This is a genomic window from Flavobacterium chuncheonense, from assembly GCF_042686145.1.
GTDB classification, from domain to species: domain Bacteria; phylum Bacteroidota; class Bacteroidia; order Flavobacteriales; family Flavobacteriaceae; genus Flavobacterium; species Flavobacterium chuncheonense.
Genome location: NZ_JBHUPC010000017.1, coordinates 174,608 through 200,765 on the forward strand (window position 1 = coordinate 174,608; position 26,158 = coordinate 200,765).

Annotated in this window: 26 protein-coding genes; 3 read left to right on the top strand and 23 right to left on the bottom strand. The window is 31.0% G+C overall.

Annotated elements, in window-relative coordinates; genetic code table 11:
• Positions 1-119 precede the first annotated feature (119 nt).
• Positions 120-1,343 carry an OprO/OprP family phosphate-selective porin gene (locus ACFS5J_RS12075; protein WP_379812466.1) on the top strand — a complete coding sequence of 408 codons (1,224 nt, stop codon included), beginning with the start codon at positions 120-122 and terminating at the stop codon, positions 1,341-1,343.
• Between the two features lie 77 nt (positions 1,344-1,420).
• Here ACFS5J_RS12075 and ACFS5J_RS12080 read toward each other — a convergent pair whose 3' ends face one another.
• The 19 genes from ACFS5J_RS12080 to ACFS5J_RS12170 all read right to left on the bottom strand — a co-directional run bounded on the left by ACFS5J_RS12080 (position 1,421) and on the right by ACFS5J_RS12170 (position 20,375).
• On the bottom strand, positions 1,421-2,914 hold the full coding sequence (locus ACFS5J_RS12080) for a YfcC family protein (protein ID WP_379812467.1): 1,494 nt from the start codon (positions 2,912-2,914) through the stop codon (positions 1,421-1,423).
• A gap of 24 nt (positions 2,915-2,938) precedes the next feature.
• Complete coding sequence (locus ACFS5J_RS12085; RefSeq protein WP_379812468.1) at positions 2,939-3,343, bottom strand: OsmC family protein; 405 nt, start codon at positions 3,341-3,343, stop codon at positions 2,939-2,941.
• Positions 3,344-3,436: 93 nt separating this feature from the next.
• Positions 3,437-4,048, bottom strand: a complete 612-nt coding sequence (locus ACFS5J_RS12090; RefSeq protein ID WP_379812469.1) for a hypothetical protein — start codon at positions 4,046-4,048, stop codon at positions 3,437-3,439.
• A 43-nt stretch (positions 4,049-4,091) separates the two neighbouring features.
• Positions 4,092-4,664, bottom strand: coding sequence for a hypothetical protein (locus ACFS5J_RS12095; protein WP_379812470.1), 573 nt, complete (start codon positions 4,662-4,664; stop codon positions 4,092-4,094).
• Positions 4,665-4,899: 235 nt separating this feature from the next.
• The gene (locus ACFS5J_RS12100; RefSeq protein ID WP_379812471.1) at positions 4,900-5,397 is read right to left on the bottom strand and encodes a hypothetical protein; all 498 of its coding nucleotides are present in this window, start codon (positions 5,395-5,397) and stop codon (positions 4,900-4,902) included.
• 63 nt (positions 5,398-5,460) lie between these two features.
• A complete protein-coding gene (locus ACFS5J_RS12105; protein WP_379812472.1) occupies positions 5,461-6,063 on the bottom strand; it encodes a CDP-alcohol phosphatidyltransferase family protein in 603 nt (200 codons plus the stop codon).
• Positions 6,064-6,167: 104 nt separating this feature from the next.
• Entirely contained in the window at positions 6,168-6,743 is a 576-nt protein-coding gene (locus ACFS5J_RS12110; protein WP_379812473.1) for a DUF1287 domain-containing protein, read from the bottom strand.
• Positions 6,744-6,863: 120 nt separating this feature from the next.
• A complete protein-coding gene (locus ACFS5J_RS12115; protein ID WP_379812474.1) occupies positions 6,864-9,071 on the bottom strand; it encodes a S41 family peptidase in 2,208 nt (735 codons plus the stop codon).
• A gap of 334 nt (positions 9,072-9,405) precedes the next feature.
• Complete coding sequence (locus ACFS5J_RS12120) at positions 9,406-9,807, bottom strand: hypothetical protein (RefSeq protein WP_379812475.1); 402 nt, start codon at positions 9,805-9,807, stop codon at positions 9,406-9,408.
• Positions 9,808-9,830: 23 nt separating this feature from the next.
• A complete protein-coding gene (locus ACFS5J_RS12125; RefSeq protein WP_379812476.1) occupies positions 9,831-10,217 on the bottom strand; it encodes a hypothetical protein in 387 nt (128 codons plus the stop codon).
• 162 nt (positions 10,218-10,379) lie between these two features.
• Positions 10,380-11,207, bottom strand: a complete 828-nt coding sequence (locus ACFS5J_RS12130) for a PAS domain-containing protein (protein WP_379812477.1) — start codon at positions 11,205-11,207, stop codon at positions 10,380-10,382.
• Between the two features lie 301 nt (positions 11,208-11,508).
• On the bottom strand, positions 11,509-11,805 hold the full coding sequence (locus tag ACFS5J_RS12135) for a hypothetical protein (RefSeq protein ID WP_379812478.1): 297 nt from the start codon (positions 11,803-11,805) through the stop codon (positions 11,509-11,511).
• A gap of 11 nt (positions 11,806-11,816) precedes the next feature.
• Positions 11,817-12,806, bottom strand: a complete 990-nt coding sequence (locus ACFS5J_RS12140) for an exo-alpha-sialidase (protein WP_379812479.1) — start codon at positions 12,804-12,806, stop codon at positions 11,817-11,819.
• A 107-nt stretch (positions 12,807-12,913) separates the two neighbouring features.
• Positions 12,914-14,677, bottom strand: coding sequence for a prolipoprotein diacylglyceryl transferase family protein (locus ACFS5J_RS12145; RefSeq protein ID WP_379812480.1), 1,764 nt, complete (start codon positions 14,675-14,677; stop codon positions 12,914-12,916).
• A 107-nt stretch (positions 14,678-14,784) separates the two neighbouring features.
• Positions 14,785-15,546 carry a hypothetical protein gene (locus ACFS5J_RS12150; protein ID WP_379812481.1) on the bottom strand — a complete coding sequence of 254 codons (762 nt, stop codon included), beginning with the start codon at positions 15,544-15,546 and terminating at the stop codon, positions 14,785-14,787.
• The gene (locus ACFS5J_RS12155) at positions 15,543-16,142 is read right to left on the bottom strand and encodes an ABC transporter ATP-binding protein (protein WP_379812482.1); all 600 of its coding nucleotides are present in this window, start codon (positions 16,140-16,142) and stop codon (positions 15,543-15,545) included. Before ACFS5J_RS12155 ends, ACFS5J_RS12150 begins: the two co-directional genes overlap by 4 nt.
• Positions 16,139-16,954, bottom strand: coding sequence for a hypothetical protein (locus tag ACFS5J_RS12160; protein ID WP_379812483.1), 816 nt, complete (start codon positions 16,952-16,954; stop codon positions 16,139-16,141). The genes ACFS5J_RS12155 and ACFS5J_RS12160 overlap by 4 nt, the downstream gene beginning before the upstream one ends.
• A gap of 6 nt (positions 16,955-16,960) precedes the next feature.
• Complete coding sequence (locus ACFS5J_RS12165; RefSeq protein WP_379812484.1) at positions 16,961-17,755, bottom strand: hypothetical protein; 795 nt, start codon at positions 17,753-17,755, stop codon at positions 16,961-16,963.
• 1,507 nt (positions 17,756-19,262) lie between these two features.
• Complete coding sequence (locus ACFS5J_RS12170) at positions 19,263-20,375, bottom strand: hypothetical protein (RefSeq protein ID WP_379812486.1); 1,113 nt, start codon at positions 20,373-20,375, stop codon at positions 19,263-19,265.
• A 1,034-nt stretch (positions 20,376-21,409) separates the two neighbouring features.
• On the opposite strand from ACFS5J_RS12170, the gene ACFS5J_RS12175 reads away from it, so the two are divergent.
• Positions 21,410-21,934, top strand: a complete 525-nt coding sequence (locus ACFS5J_RS12175; RefSeq protein ID WP_379812487.1) for a hypothetical protein — start codon at positions 21,410-21,412, stop codon at positions 21,932-21,934.
• A 306-nt stretch (positions 21,935-22,240) separates the two neighbouring features.
• Here the strand turns inward: ACFS5J_RS12175 and ACFS5J_RS12180 are convergent, their stop codons facing one another.
• Complete coding sequence (locus tag ACFS5J_RS12180; RefSeq protein WP_379812488.1) at positions 22,241-23,020, bottom strand: TlpA disulfide reductase family protein; 780 nt, start codon at positions 23,018-23,020, stop codon at positions 22,241-22,243.
• A gap of 362 nt (positions 23,021-23,382) precedes the next feature.
• On the opposite strand from ACFS5J_RS12180, the gene ACFS5J_RS12185 reads away from it, so the two are divergent.
• Complete coding sequence (locus ACFS5J_RS12185; RefSeq protein WP_379812489.1) at positions 23,383-23,613, top strand: uroporphyrinogen decarboxylase; 231 nt, start codon at positions 23,383-23,385, stop codon at positions 23,611-23,613.
• Positions 23,614-24,074: 461 nt separating this feature from the next.
• Here the strand turns inward: ACFS5J_RS12185 and ACFS5J_RS12190 are convergent, their stop codons facing one another.
• The 3 genes from ACFS5J_RS12190 to ACFS5J_RS12200 all read right to left on the bottom strand — a co-directional run bounded on the left by ACFS5J_RS12190 (position 24,075) and on the right by ACFS5J_RS12200 (position 25,997).
• Entirely contained in the window at positions 24,075-24,542 is a 468-nt protein-coding gene (locus tag ACFS5J_RS12190; RefSeq protein ID WP_379812490.1) for a 2,4'-dihydroxyacetophenone dioxygenase family protein, read from the bottom strand.
• A 706-nt stretch (positions 24,543-25,248) separates the two neighbouring features.
• Entirely contained in the window at positions 25,249-25,497 is a 249-nt protein-coding gene (locus ACFS5J_RS12195) for an OST-HTH/LOTUS domain-containing protein (RefSeq protein WP_379812521.1), read from the bottom strand.
• Complete coding sequence (locus ACFS5J_RS12200; RefSeq protein WP_379812491.1) at positions 25,485-25,997, bottom strand: NYN domain-containing protein; 513 nt, start codon at positions 25,995-25,997, stop codon at positions 25,485-25,487. The genes ACFS5J_RS12195 and ACFS5J_RS12200 overlap by 13 nt, the downstream gene beginning before the upstream one ends.
• Positions 25,998-26,158 lie beyond the last annotated feature (161 nt).

The window sequence follows — 26,158 nt, forward strand, 5'->3', positions numbered from 1 at the left end:
AATATACTAAAAAGTAGGATAAGGTTGAATATTATTTGTAAGAAAAATTAAAATATAATTTAATAAATGGTTAAATTTGAGAAACTTAATTGGACAAATTGTTCTTAAAATGGAAAGGTATGAATTTAAAAAAAGGTTTTCATTGGAATATTATAAAACAGTTTCCAACTTTATTTTTTTTACTCACAACGGCAATTGTCTTTTCGCAGCAAACACAAGATACTACTAAGCTTTTGAACGTTCGTTATGGAAGTAAAGGTTTTGAATTCCAAACAAAAGATAATAAATTTTTATTACAAATTCAGAGTCGTTTTCAGTTTAGAGTTGCTGCTCCATATGATCAAGATCCAGTAACGTATGATGATATTGATTTAAAAAACCAACAAGCTTTTAAGGTAAACCGTGCGCGTTTGAAAGTAGGTGGACATGCTTTTGAACCTTGGTTAAAATATTATTGGGAATATGAGTTGAGTCAATCCAATTTATTAGATTTCCGTTTGATGATAGAGAAATGGAAATGGTTAAGTTTAAAAGTAGGACAGTGGAAGGTTGAATATTCTCGTGAGCGTTTTATAAGTAGTGGACAACAGCAAATGGTAGAACGCTCTTTAATCAATAGACCTTTTACGGTGGATCGCCAACAAGGAATAGAGCTTTACGGACATTTAGATGGTAAAGGACCTGCTGATTTTAATTACTGGTTTGCAGCCTTAACAGGTACCGGACGTGGAAATAGAGAAAATGACGATCGCAATTTGATGTATTTTGGTCGTTTGCAATGGAACTTTATTGGTGATGTTCTCGATTTCACGGGTGGTGATTTGGAATTCCATGAAAAACCTTCGGCTAATATCGCTATGGCGGCCATTACTAATAGAAGTCCTTATACGCGTTTCTCACAATCTGGAGGTGGTAACCTAGAAGGTTTTGAAATCGATAATGCAGGACAATATCGCATCAATCAGTTTAATGTAGAAACAACCTTTATGTACAAAGGTTTTTCTTGGCAAAGTGAATGGCATCATAAGTATGTAATAGATCGTTTGAATGCTGATACCAAAACAAATATGAGGGGTTATTATGTACAAGCTGGGTATTTTTTCCATGAAATAGCCGATTGGTTTCCAAAAAACTTAGAAGTAGCCGGAAGGCATTCAGAGTATAGACCAAATACCGATATCCAACAAGAATTACAAATGGAATCTTCTCTTGCCTTCAATTGGTTCTTTAACGGTCATAAAAATAAACTCACTAGTGAAGTTACCTATTTTGATTTTCACGAGGCGAGTTTACCGTATAATCACGGTTGGCGTTTCAGATTGCAATGGGATATATCGTTATAATTTTTTGTGAATGTAGACAACTGGAACACATGCAATTGCTTTATTAATCGAAAGATTTAAAGAATTTTTAGAATGGATTAATAAACGGAAATCGTCAAGAAAACCATTGTGGTAATTAATAAAAGGAATAGTAAGGGTAAAATAAACTTTAACCATTTGTCAAAACCTATTTTTACGATGGCTAAAGCTGCTAAAATTAAACTTGTAGGGTTAATCAAGTAAAACAAACCCATGCCGTATTGATAGGTATCTACTATAGTTTCTCTACCAATAGCCACGGTATCAGCAAGAGGCGACATAATAGGCATGGTTAATACAGCCATTCCAGAAGAAGAAGGCATAAAAAAGGATAAACCTCCGTAAATAAAAAGCATAAAGTTGGTAAATACCCCTTTATGCATTCCTTCAGTAATGTGGCTGGCATAATACAAAACAGTGTCGCTAATAAGACCATCTTCCATCAATATGGTTATGCCTCGGGCTATACCAACAATGAAAGCTACGCCTAGTAATGTAGCGGCACCTTTTACAAACTCTTCTACAAATACACTTTCTTTAATTTTAGCAATAAATGCAATTATAATAGCACCTACAAGAAACGTGGTTGTCATTTCAATAAACCACCAATCCAAGAAGGAAACGCCAACAATCATTACAACAAAACTTAAAGAAAATACCAATGTAATAAGTCGTAATCGATTGGTGAATGTAAGATTGTTGCTTTTTTGGTTTATGCCAAAAAGGGCTTCCAACTCTTCTTTTTGATCGTATATTAGCGATTTTGTTGGGTCAGCTTTAACACGTTTGGCATATCGTAAGATATAAAGTATGGTAATTACCAAACATACAATCAACATTATAATTCGATTTTCCAGTCCAGTTGTCCAATTGATTCCTGCAGCATCTGAGGCAATAATAGTTGAAAAAGGGTTGATTGTGGAGCACATCGTACCTATACCAGAACCTAAAAAAATACAAGCAAGCCCAACAATGGCATCGTATTTGGCGGCTAAGAATACTGGAATTAAAATAGGGTAGAAGGCCATCGTTTCTTCAGCCAAACCGAAAGTAGTACCTCCTACAGCAATAAGTGTAGTCACTAAAATAATTAAAATGCACTCCATTCCTCGAAGTGTTTTGGACATCCAAGCAATTCCAGCATCAAATGCTCCGGTAAGATTCATAATGCCTATCAAGCCTCCAATAATTAGAATTAAAAAAATGATATCCGATGCGGCTATTATTCCTTTTATGGGCGCTTTTGCTAATGCTAGTAAACCTTGTGGTTTTGAAGTTAATTTTTTGTAAGTATTAGGAATTGCAATAGGTTTGTAAATAGCACCGCTGGTAAATTTTTCAATAGGAATTTTAATGTTGAGGTTTTCTAAAGTTTCTTGCGTAGCCGGTAATGCAATGCTTTTTGCTTCGCTATTTTTTATAAAAGTATTGGTTGTTGCATTATACGCCAAACTATCATATTTACCGGCAGGGACCAACCAAGTTAATACGGTTACAACCAAAGCAATTAAAATAAGGATAGTGTGCGCTGTAGGGAATTTTAATTTTTTCATATTGCTATGCTTTAGGAATATAAATCATAAAGTTATTTTTTCAATAGTACCTGTAAGGATACAAGTTGCTTTTACGGTATTGTAGATGGTTCCAAATTTCTCAATATTTTTTTGTAGCAAGTCGAGGTTTAAATTAGCATCCTGACTATAAATCTTTAACACGTAATGAATTTCATCCATTTTAGGTGGTTTTTCTTGGCGAATGGCACCGATAATAATTTCCGCATTATAATAGTCAAATTGCATTAAATTGGAAAACCGCTCTACATTTTTGAGAATACAAGCCGATAATGATCCTAAAAATAATTCAGCGGGATTCGGTAAACTATCAGAGGATTCTGCCGTGATACCAAAATCAATTTTAGATTGCTTAATTTGTATGGAAGCATTTTGATTGCCTACAGTAGTAGCTTTTACGGAGTAATTCATAAACAATTGATATTAGTGGTAATACTCAAAATAATTGTACGGAAAATCAGCATTAACAAATATAATCTATTTCAATAGAAAGTAGTTGTACGATTATGAAAAAGAAAAGGTTAGTTGTAAGAAAGTTGAAGTGAATTTATATTTTATTTTTTTAGGTACTATTGTACCACAATTCATTTGCTGTCCGTTAATTTTATAAATTAAGTTTTGATGTTCTAATTCGAAACCAGTTCGAACAATTCCATTTATACCTTGACTGTTTAATAACACAATATAAAAATTATAGGTTTCATTTTTAGCAATAGTGGTTCGTAATGAAGACCTTTTGTTTTCTTTATTATTAAAAAACATATTAATATCCAATCCATAATTAAATAGCGAATCCTTTTCAAATGTCATTTTTTGAAAGGGTAAGTACAGTTGAAAATTTATGGAGGGAGATGATTGGATTCCGAAGGTTGTGATTGGGAAATCGATTGTAAGCTCTATTTCTGATTTTGTTTTGTTGGTTATACTAGTCCAAAAAATAACATATACATACTTTTTGCCATCGAAATCAGTATAACTTAGACCTCCTTTTGGATAACTATTTTGAATCGTAATTCCATTATTTGTAGAATCAGTATAGTTGAATTCTGTATGAAAGTTTTGCCCCATAAATGTGAATGAGAAGCAGAGTAAGACTAAGGTTAATATACGTTTCATCAGTTTTGAATTTCTAGCGGTTTAGCGAAATACATTTATTCTTTTAATCCCAATAGTTTTGTATGAAATGATAAACCAAGCCATTTTCAGGATCTATAGCTAAGTAATTGGCATTCGGATATTTATTACAACGATAAAAAGTACAATTTTTAATATTTTTTATTTCATAGAAAAATGAAATTTTTTCTTTCATTTTAGGTGTTTTTTCTTCAATAAAAGTAAAACTATCTAAGATTTCTTGATCAACAGAAAGAACAACTACTTTATCTGAAATATCCGGAAGTCTCGTGTTTATTTCAGTGAGAAATTGGAATAACGAATCTTTATTGGCTTTATATTTATAATATCCTGAATAGAAATTTGGAGGAAAATTAATTTGAACGCCATTTATTTCCTCGGTCACTGGAATAGCTTTATAGAATTTTTTAATTGATTTTTTATCAGATGTAGTGAGTGATTCTAAAGTATAGTCTAATGATTTTTTCCAAGCTTTTTTGGAAAAGTCTTTTATCTCAGATTTTGATACTTCAATTAGTTCCTTTCCTTCATTTTTAACTTTTTGGCAGGAATATAAAACGGAAACAAATGATAAGAACATTACGATTTTAAATTTCATATTATTACATTTAATCTTTAGGGTTAAATTAATTCCAAACCTAATTAATAATGAATTGCTTTAATTTGATTTTTTCAATAGAATATCAAGTTCTAGGTATTTGTCTTTCATGATACTCAAAGCAAAGGCCGCTGCAGCGATGAATACCGATTATTGAATTTTTTAGAATATTCTTTCAAGTTGTCGTATAGTACTTTTTATTTGATATGTCTATGGACAGTAATTAATAACTTGGTTAATTAGGTTTTATTATTTCAACGGACGCGTTTGACCTTAATCGATAAGCAGTAGCAGATGTTACTTCTTTTTTTGTTAAAACAATGAAGTTCAATTCTGCTACAGTGTCAATATTTTCAATAGGTAATAGATAGTTTTTTCGATAAATATAGAAATTAGAATGAGTAGGAGATTTCTTAAGTTTTTTGGTATCCGTTATTTTACCAAGTACAATTGCAACATAGTTTTGATTTTCATTAGGAGTCTTGGGATTAGTCAAAAATTGTTGATCATTAACATTTATTTTCAAACCAAACCTACCATCTGTTTTAGGTAGGACAATTTTGTTTTTTCGTGTTGCTAATAAAATTGTATCGTTTTCATAAAACATGAAAACTTCTAGATTATTAATTTTCTGTTTTTTATGGTTATGGTAATAGTGTATTGGAACGTCATTTGATTGAGCAAATGAATGGCAACCTAAAAGTAATATAATGATGGACAGTAGATTTTTCATAAGGGATACCGTTGTTATTTTAAAAGTTAGAAAATATACTGATACTTTTTAGCGAAGTAATTTTTAACCATTAAACAATTTGTGTCGTTTGATTGCTTTTCCCTTTCGCAATTGTAGGGCGTGATAAAAGCTTGGAACATCATTGGTCCATTTTTTTAAGGCTATGATTATTCCTATGATTTCAATTCTTGTAGCTAATCCTAACCAAAAACATAAATTGAATAAAATAACAGATTCACCTTGAATGATAATTTGAACTAATGTAGCAAAAAGTACCAAAGTCCACAGCTTTGCACCTATAGTGTGTGTCGCAATTTCTTTTTTAAATTTTATATAACTTACAGCATAAGTTAAACTCTCCACTCCGATAAGGAGGAGCAGTTTTAATGCATTTGATTTAAAGAATTCAGGACATTGAATATACGTTGCAATTGTAAATGCAATAAAAAAGAATTGATCAATAGTAGAGTCTAAGCGTCTTAGTTTCTCAGAAGAAACATTGTATTTACGAGCAATTATACCATCAAAGATATCGGTGAGTAATCCAATACTTAAAAGTAGTACTGCTATAAAACTATAATATTCAAGTTGTAAAACACTGAATACAATTATAACACATCCAATTGCTAGTCTTGAATATAGTAATACTATGGGAAGTTTTTGCATGAGATTACTTTTTGCGGATTATATGATTTTTTTTATGTTAGTTCCAAATAAAAGTAACGTTTCTTGAACTTTTTGGTAAGTCATAATTATTGCTAATGTACCTTTTAATAGCGGTAATGTCCTATAATTTTAAATTTAAAAAGACAATCTTCTAAAACTTGTCCATTACCAATATTATGAACGATTAAGTTGCGCTTGCCGTCTTTTGATATTTTGTTTACAACAATTCCTATGTGAGTTATTGCGCCTCCTAAATTCCAACAAACAATATCTCCAGGTAAATAGTCTTTAGCTTCATAGGTTATGGCTATTTCAGCACCTTTTCGTTTGAAAAAGGTCATCAAATTTGGAACCCTACGATGATCAATATTTTTGTCGGTTGTTTTAAGTCCCCAAGTTTTAGGGTAAGCATTAAAATTAGCTTTCATATCTTCGTGCACTTCCTTTTGCAAGTCAATACCCGTTTTGCGATAGGCTCGAATTACGACATCAGTACAAACTCCTTTATCACTTGGTACATCACCATTTGGATAGGCAATTGAAAAATAACTTGGATCATAAGTTACCTTTTGTTGAGTCAGTTCCAAAGCGTATTTTGACAAGTTGCTTTGTTTGATTTTGTTTTGTGAAAAGCAAAAACTGAAACCTAAAAAAAATAGGAGTAGTGCGATTTTTTTCATTGATCTACTAATATTTGTTACTATAAAATGGAATAATCACTACCAAGTCATTATTTCAAATATAGGGCGATTTTTTTCAATATAAATACTTTGTTTTTTAGCTGAAGTTGTATTTGAGTATTATTTTTTTAAAATTACTTCAATCGCCTTTTCCATTAATTCATCTTTACCTTCTCTTATACCTTTAATTGTAGGATTAACTTCAATATCAGGAATTATTCCAATTTTTTGGGTCTCCTTTCCATTGGGGTAATATACTCCAATTCCTGAAATCATAGTTCTTAGTCCACCAGGAAGCATAATTGTTGATACATTTCCGTCAGCTCCAGCTGTTGTACTTCCTATAACAGTTGTATTATCACCAGCTTTGAAAGCCATAGTGGTATATTCAGCTTGACTTTGTGATAATTCATTAATTAAAACGACTAATTTTCCTTTGTATGTTTTCTCTTCATTCGGTATTTCTAGATTATTTGTAAAAGTAAATTCTCCTGGGTTATTGATAGTAGCATTTGTAAATTTAACAAATGGAGTAGGTGTTGACATAAAATAGGAACCTAGGGTAAAGGGAACGAATGTAGAGGGGTAATTTCGAATGTCAATTATAATCCCATTTGTGTTTTCAAATTCATTTTTTATTTTATCGATATCGTCTTCTTTTATCGATTGCAGCGTAATATACCCAATGTTGTTATTTAACATTTTAAAGCATTTATCATTATTTTTTCTGTACCAACGATAAATAGCAAGACTATCTTTTGGGTATAAATTTAGAGTCTTTTTTTGAGGAATATAATTCCCAGACACAAACTCAATGTCAATATTGTTTGAGTTTGAACGTAAAAGATCTGCTGAAATATCTCTTAGCCTAGTCGGATTATTTGAGGCAGGATAATATTTAGACTTTTCTTTGACGATTTCGTCAATGGAGACCCCATTTATTTTGGTAATTACATCCCCAATTTCCAATCCAACTTCGTTTTTTAGTTCTTCGTTGTAGTAATCGGTTACCGTTAATTGATTTTCAATGAAACGAACATGTATTGGTGCATAATGAACACCTTTCCACTGGTCAATTTTATCGGCCCCACCCCATAAATTTGCATGTGTATCTTGAATGTCACCAATTATTTGAATGGCTGCCAATTCGTATTCTAATTCGTCTTTAGCATTGATGAAAAGCGGAATATATTCTTTTAATTTTTTGTTCCAATCTTCATCCATTAAGTGTTTGTATGGAAAAAAGTAATGTATCATATTCCAATAGCGGTACAGCGACAACAATCTAAAACCAGCATCAGGATAAGACATGTTTTGATATGCTTTTTCATTTTTAAAATCAGGATTTCCAACATCTTTTATCATCTTAATATAATATTGTTTTCCTTGATTTCGATTGTTGTATAGGTGTACTAGTTTGTTTTTCAAAACTTTATTTTGATTGTTAATCCAGTTTAAGTCGGGTTTTAAAAAAGCATTTACTTCAGTTGGTTGACAATTTTTACATTCCTCTATAGAACCAAGTGAGTTAATCCAATCGATGATGAGTTGATCTCTTTCTTTATGGTTTTCTATTACAATGTATTTTGGAAGGAATCTGAAAAGTTCATAATCCCAATTGTAGTTTCCTTTTGCAATTTCAGGATGATGGTATTTAAGAAAGCCCCAAACTCTTCCTAATAGTTCGAGGTTATCTATTTTTTTTGCAGTTAAATTAGAAAGTGAAAGCATCGATCCATTATCAAACTCAGTATCAAGTTGAGCTTTTGGTATTTCTCTTTTGACTTCCTTCAATGTTTGAATATCCTTATCGTCAATGGAAAGTGTAAAGTTATCAAACCAAGCTTCTCCTTTTCCAGCAAGTATACCTGCTACAAAAATAGATTCTGCTTCTTCTGGATAATCAAGAGTAATAGTATATTTCTGCCAATCTCGAGTTCCTGCAATTTTTTGATTTTGCATATTATCAAAAGCCAAAGAACTTCCATTTCCGTCGATTCGTAATAATAAACCAGCAAATCCATTTTCTACATCTTTAATTTTCATGTAGCCTTCGAGTTTTATTGTTTTGCCAATGTAGTTTGCGGGTATTTTATAAGCAATACAACCAAATTGACCTCGTAGTGTATCAGCAGTAATTTTTGCTGCTTTTTCTCCAGTATAAGCATATTTGTCTATTGCTAATTCATAAGCACCCCAATTCATCCATCCTTCAGAAAGCACTTCTGTTTCTTTTTGATTTTCAAATCCCAGATTAAATTTTTCAGAATTTTGAGCCTTACAATTTAATGTTACTATTGTAAGTAGAATAATCAGTTGTTTAAGCATCTCTTTAAAGTTTACTGAATAGATTAATTTAAAATTAGCTTTTGTTTTATTGATTTTTAAGACTAACCTAATCAAATATACAATTTACTTCAAAATTTTTATCACGTAATGTAAGATAATTCAACAAATAAAATAATTTTTTATTCATCACGTTTAGTAGCTTTTATTAATTGCTATAATTATTTTAAATTTTTCTGCTTTTAAAATTTAGATATAAAAAAGATTTGACCCCTAGTAGAATAGTTTACAGATACAATGAATTTTGGACAATAAAAAATTATCGTCAATTTATGAGGCTTTATTTATGAGCTTTAAATGTATAGGGAAGGAGATATTATTGTTTCGCATATTTGGCCTCACAGGATTCGATACAAGGATAATAAACAATTAAAGTGTCTCCATTTTGTTCAAAGCTATAGTTGTAATTTGGATCAGTACAATCAGCTGAATTAAAGGTCATTTCCGAAAAGGAATAAGTACCTAAAGTGGGGTTGTCGGCATCGATGGATAAATCACAAAGATTGCCATTTGACGTTATAATATTATTTTTTTTGAAAGTTATCGTTTTATCACTTTCTATAGGCATAAACGTACCGCTTCCATCACCAGGATCTACTAAAATGGCAACTAACTTCCAATTGCCAATTAAAGTGTTGTTTGGATTAACGTCATCTGATTTGCAGCTTGAAAATAAAATCCCAATTAGTGCTATAATTATAATTATACTTTTTTGCATAAGAATATTTTATTTAAAGAATTTTAATATTGCAAAACAGCAATTCCATTTTCACAGGCTACTCCACTAGGTTCCTGAGGTATTGAACAATCGCTCATGATTCCCCATTTTTCGTTAAATTTTTGCTGTGCTATGCGCAATGCTTCTATTTTTTCAAGAAAAAGTACGGTATCAATATTTATAGAGTAAGCGATATAACCAACAGGACCTCCACATGCCTTACTACCATAACTGGTAAAAGTCCATTCCGTAGAATTAGTGCAAGTTACACTATTTGCTATTTTTTCGATTTCGGAATAGAGTTGATCTAATTTCAGAGCATCCAGTTCCTGGCTTGATCCGTCATCATGGTTACAAGAAAGGAAAATCACAAACGAGAAGATTATTCCTAAAATCTTTAATCTATTCATAAACAGTTTTTAGTATTGAGATGTTTTAATGCATTTAAGGAGTTGTATATTGGTTTAACTTTCCAATTTGTGTAATGTTTTTAGTTATGTAGCCATACGAAAATATTTCATTTGAATTCAATTTATTGAATTGTAACGAATTGCTATACGCTTATGAAAATATCAAAAATCACGAAAATGTCTTTTTCCATTTTGAGCCAATTCGTATTCACTTTTGCTTAATATGTTTTCGCCAAGTTTCATATCGGTTTTGCATAATGAATCCAAAAACTTATTTTTTAATTCGGGATGATTACGCACTTCCTCATTGAGATAGTTATAATCTACATTAATGCATATGGCGCCTACAATTCCCATGTTTTCTTTGTAAATCGGTATAGTAGTGCATTTAAACTTTCTAGCCCCTATATTTAATTCATAATTAAGTTTATCTTCTTGATTTGAATTCCTTCTTTTTAAATCCATTACCAAATTTGTAGCCGGTGCTTCAACATCTCGACCTGTAATGTTGTTTTTAATATGATATAAAGCTTTTGATGGATTGCTAAGATTATGGAGCAAAATTTCAATACCACAATCAGGAAAACTATCGCCAATTAGCCTAACGATTCGTTTGTAATTTTCAAGAAATTGAGTAGAATCATCAAGTACTTTGTCACCATTGTAAATTTTGTAGAGCTTTTCATAGTTTTGCAATGCTGTTGATTTTAATAATGCACGCACGTTATTTTGTTCACCTATTAGGACGAGTTGTTGTCCAGCCTGATGATTTTTGTTTTTTAGTAAATGCAATACCGCTTCATTAAATTTATCAAAGTCAAATTGAAGCATTTTGGTATCATCTATGGTAAAAGGATAAAAAGGATAGCTTTCTAGCGGAATTCCATGATTTTTCTTTCGTTCTTTGTATCGTCCATAAAGGAAACCTATACCAAGAAATATTCCGGATGCAATTAATCCATATACAATATTTAAAATTCCTTCAATCATTAGCTAATACAATAAGAAAATATAAAAAAATGAAGCGCTAGAGTCTGATTAACAATAGTTTAAAAATAATAAATATTTTTGATTTTTTTGAGAATCTAAATCTTAATTTTATTAATGTTAAATAAAAAATGATTTTAATAATACTTAGTTGAACCTTTCGATTTTAATTTCTGCGCATTTAAAATTAAAGCCACAACATCAATAAAATACTTTAAATTGCTTATACGCCTACCTTGTAATTGAATTTTTATAGTGTTTGAAAAAACAATTCCAAATTCTAACGTAACAACAGGGCCATCCATTATATCAGAATAATGTTCAAAAAATCCGAAATATTGATTTTATAAAGTGCTTCAACTATTGTATCAAATTCTTTTTCAGTTAGACTAATTTTTTCTTTTTTAAATTTGTCACAATAGGTAGCTTTTAGTCCAAATGTTTTTTTAAAAGGTCTATATGAATAAATAGAAATTTCAACATCAGAGAAGGTAATACTTGATTCATAGAATTTTAAATCTATAAAATCAACGTTTTGTTTTTCTTGTGCATTGGAATTTAAAAGATAAAGAAATACAATTATAAAGAATTTTAGTTTCAAGGCTTTAGTTATTAATTTTTAATATTTAATTTTTCCAATTTATCGAGGCTTATTTTATAGATATTTCCAAAACCGTTTTGCATGCTATTAGCGCTTTTTTCTAACGCATTAATACTTTGAAGTTCGGTATTATCAAGCAAAGTTCGCTCACTTGTGAAATAAAACGTTCGGTTTTTCCAATCTATGAATGGGCAAAAATCTAATGTATTGGAATTGATTGCTTCACCCATGTTTTTAGATTGGGTCCAATTGCCACTCTTATCCTTTTGACTAATATACAAATCGCCACCTCCTAGATCGTCATTTCTACCAAATGAGCTAAAGATAATCATGTCTTCTTTAGGACTTATATAGGCGTTAAATTCATATAATGTTGAGTTTATTGCTTGTGGTAATGGTTTAGGCGAATTGAACTTTCCATCAATAAATTCAGACATAAAGATATCCTCTTTACCCACTCCATTATTTCTTGTTCCGGTAAAATATAGATTTCCTTTTTCACTTAATGATGGATAAAATTCATCTCCATTTGTATTAATAAGTGAGTCTAAAGCTATTGGTTCAGTCCATCCATTTTTAACTCTATCGGTAAACCAAATATTGTAATCATTTCTTGTACTGTCATGATATATAGGTCTGTTTGAAGCAAAGTATAACCTATTTCCATTATTAGTATAAAAAGGTTCAATGTCCTGGTATTTTCCTGATATGCACATTAATTCTGGCTTTCCCCAATATCCATTTACTTTCTTTACGATAACCAATGCTCGTTTCCTCTGTTTATAATCTCCAATGGTATAGATGATTTCATTACCTTGAGGGGTAATAGCGATGTCGCGTTCATATAAAGGAGTGGAAATAATGTTTTCTCCTAATAGTGTTAGGTTATCGGTCTTAGTTTTAATGTCAATTAGACTGTTGGTTTTTGATTCTTTCCAATTTTGTTGGCAATTTGAAAAAAATAAAATTATTAGTAAGTAAAAAAAGTTGTTACATTTCATGAATTGTCAAGTTTAAATACTGTAAATCGGTGGTGTGTAATTTTAGATACTTCAATGTTGTTGGTTAAAATGCATAGGAACAAAGCATTAACTTGATAAATGATCTGTTAGACTAGCCTTGAAAATCGGGCGTTTGAATATGGAAAGTCAACTCCCATTGCAAAAAAAGTGAATAGACCACCAATAATTGCAGATAAGATGGTCTCCCATCCAAAATCGGGTGTTATTGGCACAACTTCAACCTTAATAATAGTCATGATGATACCTATAATAACAGATAATATAGCTGTCCATTGATATAATCGTAGTCCTCTAATGATAGGTGTTTGAACCTCGCCCCTGTAGGCTTCCTCTACAAAACGACCTATACCCGTCAAAATTAAATAAAGACCAAAAATAAAAGGGTATGGAAAATTATTTTGCCAAAGTGACAATAAAATAAGACCGATTGGAAATAGCCATAACATAGCATAAAGAGGTGTTGGATGCAGCAATTGAGCTCTTAAATCTGAAAGACCACAAACGCGTGAACGTGGGTGAAAATACTTAATGCCTATGTTTGGGTTATTAACTTTACCACCGTGGCAACAACCGTTTACTAAACAGCGAAAGCGACCAATGCTCTGCACCCAAGGCATAAAAACGGAGATTACGCCTATAATAACCCACACATTATGTCCCATTGCCCATACGACTAGGCTGGCAAAAATAATACCGACTAGTGCGCCATAATAGCCATAGGGTCTTTTCAATTTTTCTGAACCTTCGATTAGTTGCGCCCAAAGTGCTGAAAATACTATAACAATAATAGCAAAAACTAATATTGCCCAAGTATAAGTATCACCTACTAAAATTCCGGCCATGAAAATTCCTAAAAAAGTTCCAAAACCAACATAGAACCCATGATTGATTACTCTAACTTTACCGAAAATCCATTCTTGCCATGAATTAGCAATTTTTTCAGCTCCTTTTCTTAAAAAATACCAAAAAGAAAAGTAGTTGTCTACAAATAAAAATATAACAATTGAACTCACAAGATGAAGTATGGTTGTATGACAGTAAGTTATTTGTAAAACGATCAACAAAACAGCAATCATGCTAAATGAAATACCGAGTAGTTTCGATTGTTTATAAATACTGTAGGCTGAAAGTAATATTAAAAATATAGGAACAAAATAAAAAACACCGCATTGAATGGAATTATATTGTGTCCCTAAATAAGGGTATAAGAGTGTAGTGAAAGTAGCAATACCTAAAGCCATAAGACTCTTTATGATCCAATTGAGTAGCAGGTCTTTTCTTCTTATGACAAAAGGGATAAACATGATATAGATTAAACTTAACAACGTAATATATTGTTTCTCGATTGAGAAATCTAGAAATATGTTTTTTTTATGCTCATGTACTGCTTGTCCAACTAATTCAATATTGATGAAATTACATAAAAATAAGGATATGCCAACCCATATTAAAGACGCAAACCGTTCATTGTAATCAGGTGTGTCTTTTGTGTTTTTTGGAAGATCTAGAAGTGTTGTGATCTTATGATTTGGAAACCTTTTTTTAAGATCTATTGCTTCATATCCCATTACAAGCGCAATAATTGCTAAGATAGTGATTGGTGTAACCAACCAAAGTCCACTAGCAGACTTTGTAAGTATAAAATAACCAACCATTAAAATGATAAACCCAAAATATATCGGATGTCTGACAAAATGGTAGGGTCCATTAATTACAAATTTTTTAGGAGGATAAGCATTCATCGGTAAACCTTCGCCATATTTTATTAAGGTATACATGGCCCATAACATGATGAAACCCCCAATAATGAGTAGTGTGTAACCAGTAAAGGATGAGTTAATTGCAGTCAAGCTTACAAGGTGTTCTGTATTTTTGGCCCAAAGATATATTACAAGGGGAATGAGTATAAGAAATGTGATAGCATAAAGTATTTTATTGATTAAAGTTGCTGTTATATTCATCTTGTTCGCATTTTAAAGGAAAAAATTATCATTGAAAGAATTAAAAAAAATAAACCGTATAAAATACCATTTCCCATAGCATTAATCGCCGAATAATCTGTTAGAGCAGTAATAATAGCAGTTTGGGAAGGAAAATAGGCAGGGAGAAATTTTATAATGATTTGATTTTGTGCTTCAGCATAAAATAATGGATTCTGTAACCAGCCAACATCAATGTTGACCAGTAGAACAATCATTAAAATACCTTCTAATTCCCCTTTTATAAAGCTACCGATTAAAAATCCATAGCTGCCATAAACAAAGCCTATAAGAATCAAACTTGTAATGAATCTGCCAAGATTAGCAATGGAATAAAATGAATTGGTGAGTAAGCCTACATAAACAGCAATAAACACAATTGTCAAAAATAGCACTAGTAAAATTGAAATGATTATTTCAATTGGATGATAGCCACAAACAATGAGTCTTTTGTTCACAGCATTATTTTTTTGAATAAGATTCAGTGCTAAAAAGGAGACCAGAAAACCTGACGATGCGACTGAAAAAAAAATAAAAGAAATAACTTTCTCGCTGATGTTTATAAATACTTCTTCATCAAGTGAAGAAAGTTGGAATGGTAAAATCCTATCAGAAGTCGTGAATGCAACAATAGTTAAAAAAAATGCTGGAATTATCATAAGTAATATTAATACAATCTTTTGACGAACGAGCATCTTCAAAATCATTGATAATCCTGTTAATATTTTAATTGAAGTCATACTAAATTCCCATTTTCAAGTTCAAAAATTTGATCAAGTCTCTCTTTTTCATTTAATAAATGTGTTACTATAAGAATAGTACAGCCTTGATTTTTAAGATTATTAGAGTAATCCCAGAAGCGTTTATAGGTATCATAGTCAAATCCGTTATAAGGCTCGTCAAGAATTAATATGTCAGGCTTATGAATTAGTGCTATAGAAAGGTTGAGCTTCTGCTGCGTACCACCACTCAAATTGATAATTTTTTCTTGTTGGTATTTTTTATAGTTGAAGTGATGCATTAATTCTTCCGATTGATCAATAGACAGTTTCTTGTCTATTCCATAAGCAGCTGAGAAGTATGTGAAATGTTCTTGTACAGTTAAATGGGGGAAAAGCATTGTACTTTGTGGACAATAGCCTATTTTACCATTTTTTCTAACTTTTCCCTTGTCAGGAGCTCTTAGACCAACAATAATTTCAAGTAATACCGATTTACCAGAACCATTTTCACCTACAATACCCGAGATACTACCTGCTTCTAGTTTGAAAGAGATATTTTTTAATACTTTTTTCTTACCAAAAGACTTAGTTATATGTTCAGTATTTAAAATCATTGATTTTTAGCATTAAAATTAACCCATTCATGGATTGCCATACCCTGTATAATGGTGCTATTACTTTTTTGAAGTTCAGCGATACTAACCCATTTATGATTGTCAGCCATTAAAAATTGAGAAGGAATCAGTTTATTAAATCCTGGTAGGTAATTTAAAAGTTTTTGAACTACTTGAAATATTTTTTTTTCAGATTCTAGAACAATATTGCGATTTAACTTCAGAATAAAATGCTTTTCAGTTGAAATAATCTGGTCGTCTTCTATTTTACAATTCATGATTTTTTCACCGTTGTACCATAACCATTGCTGTTTATGTTCTTTTCGTATTTCAATCCAAACGATGGTGTCATGAAGTGAGTGAAATCTTCCCCAACGAAGATCATCCATAGGGATATGCCAAGGAGGGGTCGTTAAAATCAATTGCTCCACATAACCTTTTCCGTAGATATGTTTGTCTTTGATTTTAAGGTGTACTTCTGATGCTGGCTGAAAACAATTCCAATCAAGATATCCGCCATCAGATTCAAATAATCTGGCATATATTGGATTATCAACAGCTTTCCAGGTCCCTTGTATCTCAAATTTATCGTCATGCCAACTGATAAAATTATCTTTTATTTCTGGTATTTTTACATTAAAAAAATGTGATTTTATTGTTACTCCACTTTGAGGATTGTGGTCTATCCAACTAGCATAAAAAACGGAAAGCCCCTTCCAAGATAATTTAGCACTGTAAAAGATCATAGTTTCACCATTGTTTCCTATAAAATCAAGAAACCATTTATTGAGATAGAAATTAGATCTTTCCATATGAAACTATTTTTTTGGGGTATCTGAAATAATTTTTTTGAAAACTTTCTTTGCGGGTATTTCATAAACTAATAAAAAAGTCCACTTTTCAAATAAAGTAAAATGGCCTTCGTGTAGTTTTTGATGGTGCTCTTTTAGTAGTTTCATACCATCTTTGGCTCGTTGATAAACCCAATTTTTTATTTTTAAAGAAGTAGGATTATTTAGATCTTCTTTTTGAATGTCAAATTGCTCACAATCTTCTTGAGAAATGTTGACATAACCTGCAGCCAAATCGGCTTCTATATCTTCAATGTCGTATTGGTAACGGCATGCTACTCCAAGAGGCTCCAAAAGCTCATATTTGTCAGGATCGTCTTTAAAGACCTTCAAAGTTGCTCTTATGGTTCCTCTAATATCCAATAAATGAAAATGATGTTTTAATTGGTCTTTTGGAAAAATGATCATTTTATCCCTACGCTTTGCATCAAAAAGTAGTGAATTAAGTATATCTTCGGTCTCAGTATGGAAATCTTCCCCAAACTTTTCAGCCAATTCAAAACAATAAAGCATCAAATAATCTACTTCATCTTTAGGATTTTTCATGCTTTTGGAAAATTTAATTTTCTCTAATATATAATCACTCTCATTACGATACCCTTTAGGTAAAGGGACATCACCATCGACAACATCATCAAGAAATCGCATTAATACATAATAGGATTCAAGAAATTTACCTCGAGTAGGAGCAAAAGCAACATATTTAAATAAACGCAGATAACGTAAAAAAACACGATATTTCCAACCTCTAGTTTTAAGCATATGCTTAAAAATTCGATTACGCATCTCTCTGTACTTTTTGTTGCTTCCTTTTTTCAATGCTAAATTTTTAAAAATAGTGTTTTTTACACTTTTTATTACCTATAACATTTTGAAGTAATCCATGTTTTAGGCTTTAGATTAAAGATAATAAAAAATTTTAACACTTTGTAATGATTTTTTTTAATAAAAATAACTGTAAGATTAGTAAAAACTAAAGTTATTTGAGAACCCTTTTAATGTTATTTTTTTGAGATTCACTCAAGTAAACAGTTCAAACTTTTAAGTTTTTTAATGAAAATAAGTTATGTGAAAATTTTCAAATTCTCATTTTGTTAAGTTGTAGTCTATTTGTTACTTTGGAGAATATTCTAAAAAGGACAATTAGTGTTGAGATATTATTAACCATTTATTTTAGATTCAAATAACTTTTCTATAAGTTTCATTTCGCCTTTGGTTTTATCAAAAAAACAACAAATTCTTAAGAGAAGAGCTTTTTCCTGAGTTTCTGCGATATCTTGTATATAGTACAAATTAGTATACAAAAATATAGTGTTTTTATTATTGTTTCATAGCAGGGGATTCAAGTACTTTCGTTTTGTACGGGTATAACAAATTCTCCAAAATTTTAAAACTTGTATATACATATAATTTGAAGTTCTTTTATCGTCCATTTTCAATAACAACAATATCAGCAACTATTGCGAATTTTACGGATTTAAATTCATTCAACACGGGATTATAGCACCAACTAGAGCAAAACGAATAGTCATAAAGTAATTGGACTAAGTTTTATTTTAAAAATCTTCTTAATAAACTTACGTTTTATTCTTTATGAATGGAGTTAAAACAAAGAATTTAAAATTTACAGATAGTAAAAGAAATAATTTATAAATAAAATTATCATTTTGGATTCATTTGCAGACACTTTTTTTTAAAATGCTCTAAGTATATATAATTTAGAAGTATTAAACAAAATAGAAAATACAATATAATGGGTATGGTATAATAGGTATATTCTAAATATTCATATTTGAATGATAAACTCAAATAAAAGCATTGAATTAATAAACAATCTATTACGATAAACCTTTTTTTGCTGAATATTAGAAACATACTGCTTAGCACGCTACTACATAGAAATAAACCAAACAAAGGGAAAAAATAACTTCCGCCACAATTTATGCACAATAAATCAAAAGTGTGGCCTACCATTCCAACAATAATCCATAGAATAGTTGATAGTGTTAATGTGCCTCCCGGATGTGTTATGGCTAAAAAAAATAATATCATTAAAATTTTTAATCCAATTTCTATTTTTGAATTATTTACGCTTGTCATTTTGAAAAGATTGTTTTTAATAATGTAAGTTTAAAAATACGTTACAATAAGATTAGTTATAAGTATTGCAATACGGTTTTTAATACTAATTTTTTCAATCAAATAATTAAATTTTGTAGCTGCTTTTTAAATCGCCATCAAAAAGGGGACACGATAGTTAAAAATAAACTTATTTTTTTTTAAAAATAATAAAACCGATAAATAACAATACTAGTAAAATAGCAATCATATATACTGTTCTCCAATAGAGTTTATCAATCATGTTTTCCATTTTATTAGAGACCAGTTCAATACTTTGATGGGATAAAGTGGTTAAATCTTGAAAAGTTGCTTCCCGCTGAAATGTTAGTTGTTTGTTCAATTCTTCTAATACAATCGTTCTTTCTTTTTTTATTTCATCCAAAACTAGGGCTCTTTCTTGACTAATAGCCTGTAATACTGCTTCACGTTCACCTCTAATATCTTGAAAGGAAGCAATGCGTTGGTTTTCAATAAATTCAGGAGTAGATTCCATCACAGCCACCATTCGCTCAGTTAAGTCTGCTAAAGAATCAAAGCGGTTAGTTAAATTTGGATTTGTCAAGGTGTTGTTGAGTAATAATTCAGTTTCCCAATGGACTTGTTTTGGCATCATCACCATGTAAGAACTGATTTGCGTACGCATTTCATCAAGATTTTGCGACATGTCTACAGCAATTTTTTTAAAGGTCACTTTCTCAACATTTTGAATCTTAGTCATGAGTGGGATGGTAGATTGTCTAACAAAGTAAGAGCTCTTGAGAGGGTGTTGCTGGGCAAAATCGGTAACAATCTTGGTTCCCTCTGAAATGTCATTATCAGGTACCAAATTTCGACCAATGTTCAATAAATCCTCCCATAGTATATTCAATGCATGAATTGCAATCATTTGGTGATCACCAAATAAATTTTTACCAGCTCCATTTTCAAAATACAATTTCATTTGATAGGTGAATACCGATACATCGATATAACCAAGAAAAGCATCACTATTGTATATGGCTACATTTGCAATCGGAATGGCATTCATTTTCCAGATTAAAGCTTCTTTATCAATTAAAGGATTGGTAGATAATTTAATAATGCTGTCTGCCGACTCTGTAATAGTTCTTTCAAATTTGTAAAAGAAATCGTTTGTAGTGGCTCTCAATTCCAAAGGTGATAACTCAATGCTTCCACCACCAGGACCGACAGATGTTTTTTTCTTTTTTTGAGCAATGGCTACTTGACTGATTAAAAAAAGAAAGAATATACATTTAATCAATGTGTTTCTTCGGAGAAGTTTGGTCGTACTATTCGAATGTTGATGTACCATAGTGTTGCCTTAAACTATTTTTTATCGTTAATTCGTGTCTTCAATTTAAAGAGTAGTACCATGCCAATTGTAGGCAAAATACAATTTCATTATTTTTAAAATACAAAAAAATGTTGTTATGCGTCTTTATCGCCCACTAACGTTCTTTTTTTTGTGACATTAATTCATTTGAATCCGTTTATTTGCTTCATTATGATAAAGATACACTTAAAAAGGCATTTAAAGTAGTATTTTTAACATAAAATAGGATACTAAAAAAAAGTAAAAAATAGTGAAGTTAAAATAAATCCAATATTATATTTTCATGTTCTCGAGTGATGCGTTAAACAATCCAATCTCAACGTTTGTTTTACAATTGAATGGATTGGTATCAAATAATGTTTAATTTTAATAAAAAATGTAAAATGTAAACGGATAATTTGTGAGATAGCGCTATCTGCATAAACTATTTTTTAATCCGATTATTCCGCAAATCATGAGTACAATTAAGGCCCCACAAATAATGTAATTATTCATTACATATTTTTCATAACCATTGTACCTTATACATGAAATTAGTTTAATACAAGGAACAACAGTCAATAATATTGCGGCATTTTTCTGAAATACTACTTTTTGACTTTTTTTGTTATTTTTTTAGTATCATATTTTATTTTTAGTATTGAATTTAATACGAATTCTTTAGTATAATCTTTTTATTTATCAGATGATTAAATGCATATTGGCGGTAAATGTTAACTCCAAATTATATTGCATCTGTTAAAAATCGCTATCGGATAATAATTCTAGAAATAATCTAATTAGTAATAATAAGAAAAATTTTATATTTTCGAAATCTAAATGTCAAATTATAGAATCAGGAATAGCACTCTCAAATGATTTTTTCAACCTACTGATACCAGAGTTAGCATAAATAAATGGAGTAATTAAATATTTAAAAAATTAAAATGAAAACACCTACTTGGGCCCTAGTGGTCGGCATTATGATGATTTTTTTTGGATGCATTAGTTTAGCATTAGACTTTAGATCAATATATACTCCTGCGATGTTTGAAATGCATGAAAATTTAAGGGGTGTAATGACTCAAGAAATTAATGAATTTGAGTCGGATAGTATCAATAATATAATTGAAGATACTGATGAATTAAGCCAAAAAGACATGATGAAGCAGTTGAATAATAAGATGGACGATTTGTTTTATATTTCTGATTTTACCAAAACATGGTTGGTACGTTTTGGTTTTTCAGGGCTCTTTGTGTCAATAATTTATATATTAGGCGGAGTTTTTTTATTAATTGTAAAGTCTTTTTCCATTAAACTAGTCTATACATCGATAGGATTGAGTATTTTATTTAATTTTATTGAAGCTATAGTACTGTCTCTTGATTCTAAAGGTAGTTTTGTATTAATATGGAATGGGATTTCACAGGCGTTTGGTATTTTAATTGATGTTATACTTTTAATTGTGATTCTTATTTCTAGTAAAGAAGCGTATAGAATGAATTAAGTTTATTTAAGTATAGTTTATGAAGTTGAACGATCTATTAAAACTTTAATAATCTTAGAAAAGCTGATACAATTGGTAACTTAATAACAAATAAATCAAATAAAAGAATTGCATTTAGGTGTGCAAAGGACATTGTATTCAATTGCATTTAAGCTATTGTTTTCCTTCATTAGAGAAGGCTTTAGTATAAAAACGCTATTAGGGTTTACAATAACAGATGCTGAAAACTTCTGTTTCCAATAAAGTTTAAAATAAAGGTTTAAACTTTTACTCAAAATTACTGAAGTTATTGTCAAGGCTTTTGATTCATTCAGCTATGAGTCGCTCTATTGTAGCACGAATGCGCCCCATGTCTTCCGCACACATTGTATGCAGCTCCGAACCGTTATCTTCGTGGTATTCCATACCGGGATGAATAAACTGAATTATCCCAGACTTGTCTAGAATGAACGTTACTGAAGTTGCCGGACGATCAGGCCCCGTTAACCACCAGTCCTTAAGAGTTCCTTTGCGCCAATCCCAATCGATTCCTACAGGAAACTTATAAGCTCTGGTTTCAACCATTCGTTGTACACGTTCTACATCAAGTGGATCATTTCTTCCAGCTTTAGGATGGAAAACTCCAACAATAGTGAAGTCTTGGTCAGCGTATTCCTCGTACAACTGAAGAAGGGCAGGGGTACTACTGGCACAGTAGGGACAAGTGTCGGTAAACCAGCGAACGAGTACAACTTTTCCTTTAAGCGCTTCAATAGTAAGCGGTTCGGTATTAATCCATCCATCAAACTTGAATGGTGGAGCTTGAACGCCAATAAGATCATCTCCTGCAGTACGATCCATGTCTGCAAGGTTTGCCAACCCTACTGAAATTAAGGAATCCGCCTTCGCCTCAGACATTCCATCCGCAAGGTAAAGTTCACGTTTGTGATCCCAAGACAACACGGTTACATAAGTTTTTACCTCATCAGTAGTTGAATGGTTCATTTTCTGGTTTTTATTAGTGGGGACTTGTGCAGAACACGGAAGAATTACACCAAAGAGTGTCAAAACCAAAATTTTCCCAAATATATCTCTTAAATGTTTCATTGTGATTTTCGTATTAGATATTGTTTATAATGGATTAATTTTTTTAAAATGACCAATTACTATTTGCAATTATAAGTAGAGGTGGTAAGAAATACCTATTTGTATCAAATATACGTCAAACTTTTGAATTTCAGGTAATTATGAGTTGAATTTAAACCTAGGATAGCAACGTCAAGAAGGTGATCATTTAGCTTGTAACTAGCTTTAATTTTTACTTTAACAAGAAGAGCACAATATCAAGTATAGCGGATTGTAAATCCAAAACTTGGATTTTATAGTATTAAGTTATAAATATTGTTTTTTATAACTTGCTATAATTCAATATAGTTAGTATTTTTATATATCATTAAATCAGTTAAAAAATGGATATTTCTTTAACAGAAGGGGTTGGTTATTTAGCATCGGTAGTTTTGATAATTTCATTTTTAATGAAAAATATCAAAACGTTGCGAATTATAAATTCAATAGGTTGTTTATTATTTGTGATTTATGGTTTTATGTTGGCCATATCTTGGCCAATAGTGATTACTAATGCCTTTATATTTGGAGTTAATTATTTTTATTTGACTAAAAAGCAATCCTCTAGAAAATAATTTTACAATTAACGGTTTGGCTATGATTTGTTACGTCGTTAAGTTCTAAACGGAGTAAGTACAAACCAAATTCCTGCAGGTTTTTTAAGTAAACGATAGCTAGCACTTACTTTTAACCTTTTTAAGGTACAATTTTCAATTTAAATAAATAAAAAAGAACAAAGAAAGGAATAAGTTTTACTTAACAACAAGAACTTTAGATTCCATCAACAGTGATACCCCTCCCTTTTCTACTTTTATTTAGAACGAAAATTTACATTTGTTATTAGTCGGTCAAAAATAAACATTATGCTTTCCTGCTTTGTGTTCGGGCGGTAAATCTGAGCACAACTAATTAATTCATTACAAATGTTCAATCGCAGTTTAAAGGGGCAGAATGTCAGTCCCACACTACGCCAAAACCGCGTTAGTAGCAAGTGGCTTTTGTCCTTCGTTGTATACCATGTGGCCGTATCAGTAATCTAAGCCCCTATAACATCTGGTTTTGGGTGTCCAGCGGCTTCACATAAAGCAAGATAAGTGTTGAGAACAAACGTTGCATCCCATACACTTTCAACTTTACCATCTGCATCAAGATTAAGATTTGCACCTTGAATAGCAAACCATACATCAGTAACCTCTTTATTGGTTTCCGGAACGTGTAATGTATGTACCGAACCAGCTGGTTCATACAAATATGAGCCTGCTGTATTAACCGCTTCATACTCAAGGTATTTCCATGAACCCGAAAGTGTAAAAGCAAAAACTTCACCCGTGTGCAAATGCTTAGGTAACATAATACCTGGTGCAAATTGTATACGGATAACCCAAAGCCCTGAATCGATATTGACATGTGGAACTTGTATATCCATTCCAGGAATAAATTCTACAAATGGCAACTGACTCTCTCCTCTGTGCAGTGCTTCTGGTATATTGATACTTGGTTTCATAGTACTATAATTTTGATTAGTATAATTTAAACAATTAGATACTTAAATTTAGTTACTTAAGTCCAAATTAACAACTTTTTAAAGGTATGATACTTGTAAATTCGTTATGCCGTTGTCATGAAGGTCATGCCGGTTTTGTAAAGTGGTGGAATTTATATTACAGATACTTAGAAATATACCAAAAAGTTTGAAAGCAAAAGCTTAAGAATAGGAGTGAAGGGCAGGCACTAGCTGCTCCAATCACAAACCAATCTCGCATTTTCTTATAAATCGCGGAAAAGGACTTTTTTTACTTAATTCTGATTAAATCACCATCAATATAATCAATAGTTATAGCTTCAGCATTCTTTAAAATGAATGTTCAAAGTTTTCCGATTTTATAGAATCATTTACTACATCAGTAGATAATTTTAAAAACTTTCACCAATTTTTAACTTCAATAATTGACATATCTATTTCAAAAGCTGTAACAGTTGATCAATCATCATCATTTTCATCACACTCTTTAGCACCAAGCAACTCAATAGTAGATTCATTTTCGATTCTTAAAATCTAAAATGGAGCGCCTTTATATTTTTTCAAATTTTTCGTTAGAATTGATATTATCAATCCCGCCGCTTGTAGCAGTTGTGTGAATTTGTGATAAAAGTATACCAAAACAATACAGGTATAATCCAGCAATAGCAAAAACGGTTGTAAGTAGTAGTTATTTTAATTTTACCAAAGGATGATTTAAACCATTTATTTCATTTTTGACAACAAGATATTTCTCAATATTTTCAAACAGTTGCGATAAGTTTTTATAGCCAAAAGATCTTGGATCAAAACTTGGGTCAATTTGCCTAAGAATTCCTCCAACTCTTGCAATATGTGTTTCATCTTCCTCACTCGTAGCTAAATCAAATGCTTTGTCAATTTTTTCTAATTCTTTTGTAGGGATTTTTACAGTATTAATGGGCTGTTCTTTCTTACTGTTTTTTTAGCGACTTTAGTATCTGTAATTTCAGTTAGTTCTTTTGCCTTAATTTTTTTCGAATCTAAATTTTCGGTTTGAGTGAAAACTTCACACGAATTCACAAAAGCAATCGGTGTTGTTTGCTTCCCAATTCCCATTACAAACAAACCTTCTTCTCGGATTCTTTTGGCTAAACCTGTAAAATCGCTATCACTAGAAACAATGCAGAATCCATCAATAGATTTGGAATGTAGAATATCCATTGCATCAATAATCATTGAACCATCAGTAGCGTTTTTTCCAGTTGTATATGCAAAATTCTGCATGGCGTTTATTGAATTCTCATTTAATATAGGCTTCCAACTATTCATTCCTGAACTTGTCCAATCACCATAAATTCGTCTAATCGTTGCTTTTCCATATTTGCTAACTTCAGCAATAATTTCTTTTATTAGACTTGCTTGTGCATTGTCTCCATCTATAAGTAGCGCTATTCTCATTTCGTTTTATAATTACTGCTATCGGTTAGTAGTCTTAACTAGTGGTACTGATCCCAAAACCAAGCCATTTCAAATATAACGCAAACTTTTTAATTTTTAGAGACTCGAGCACAAAGTGTGGACTAGTATCCAAAATCCTTGATAGTTTCAAGAAGGCGTTG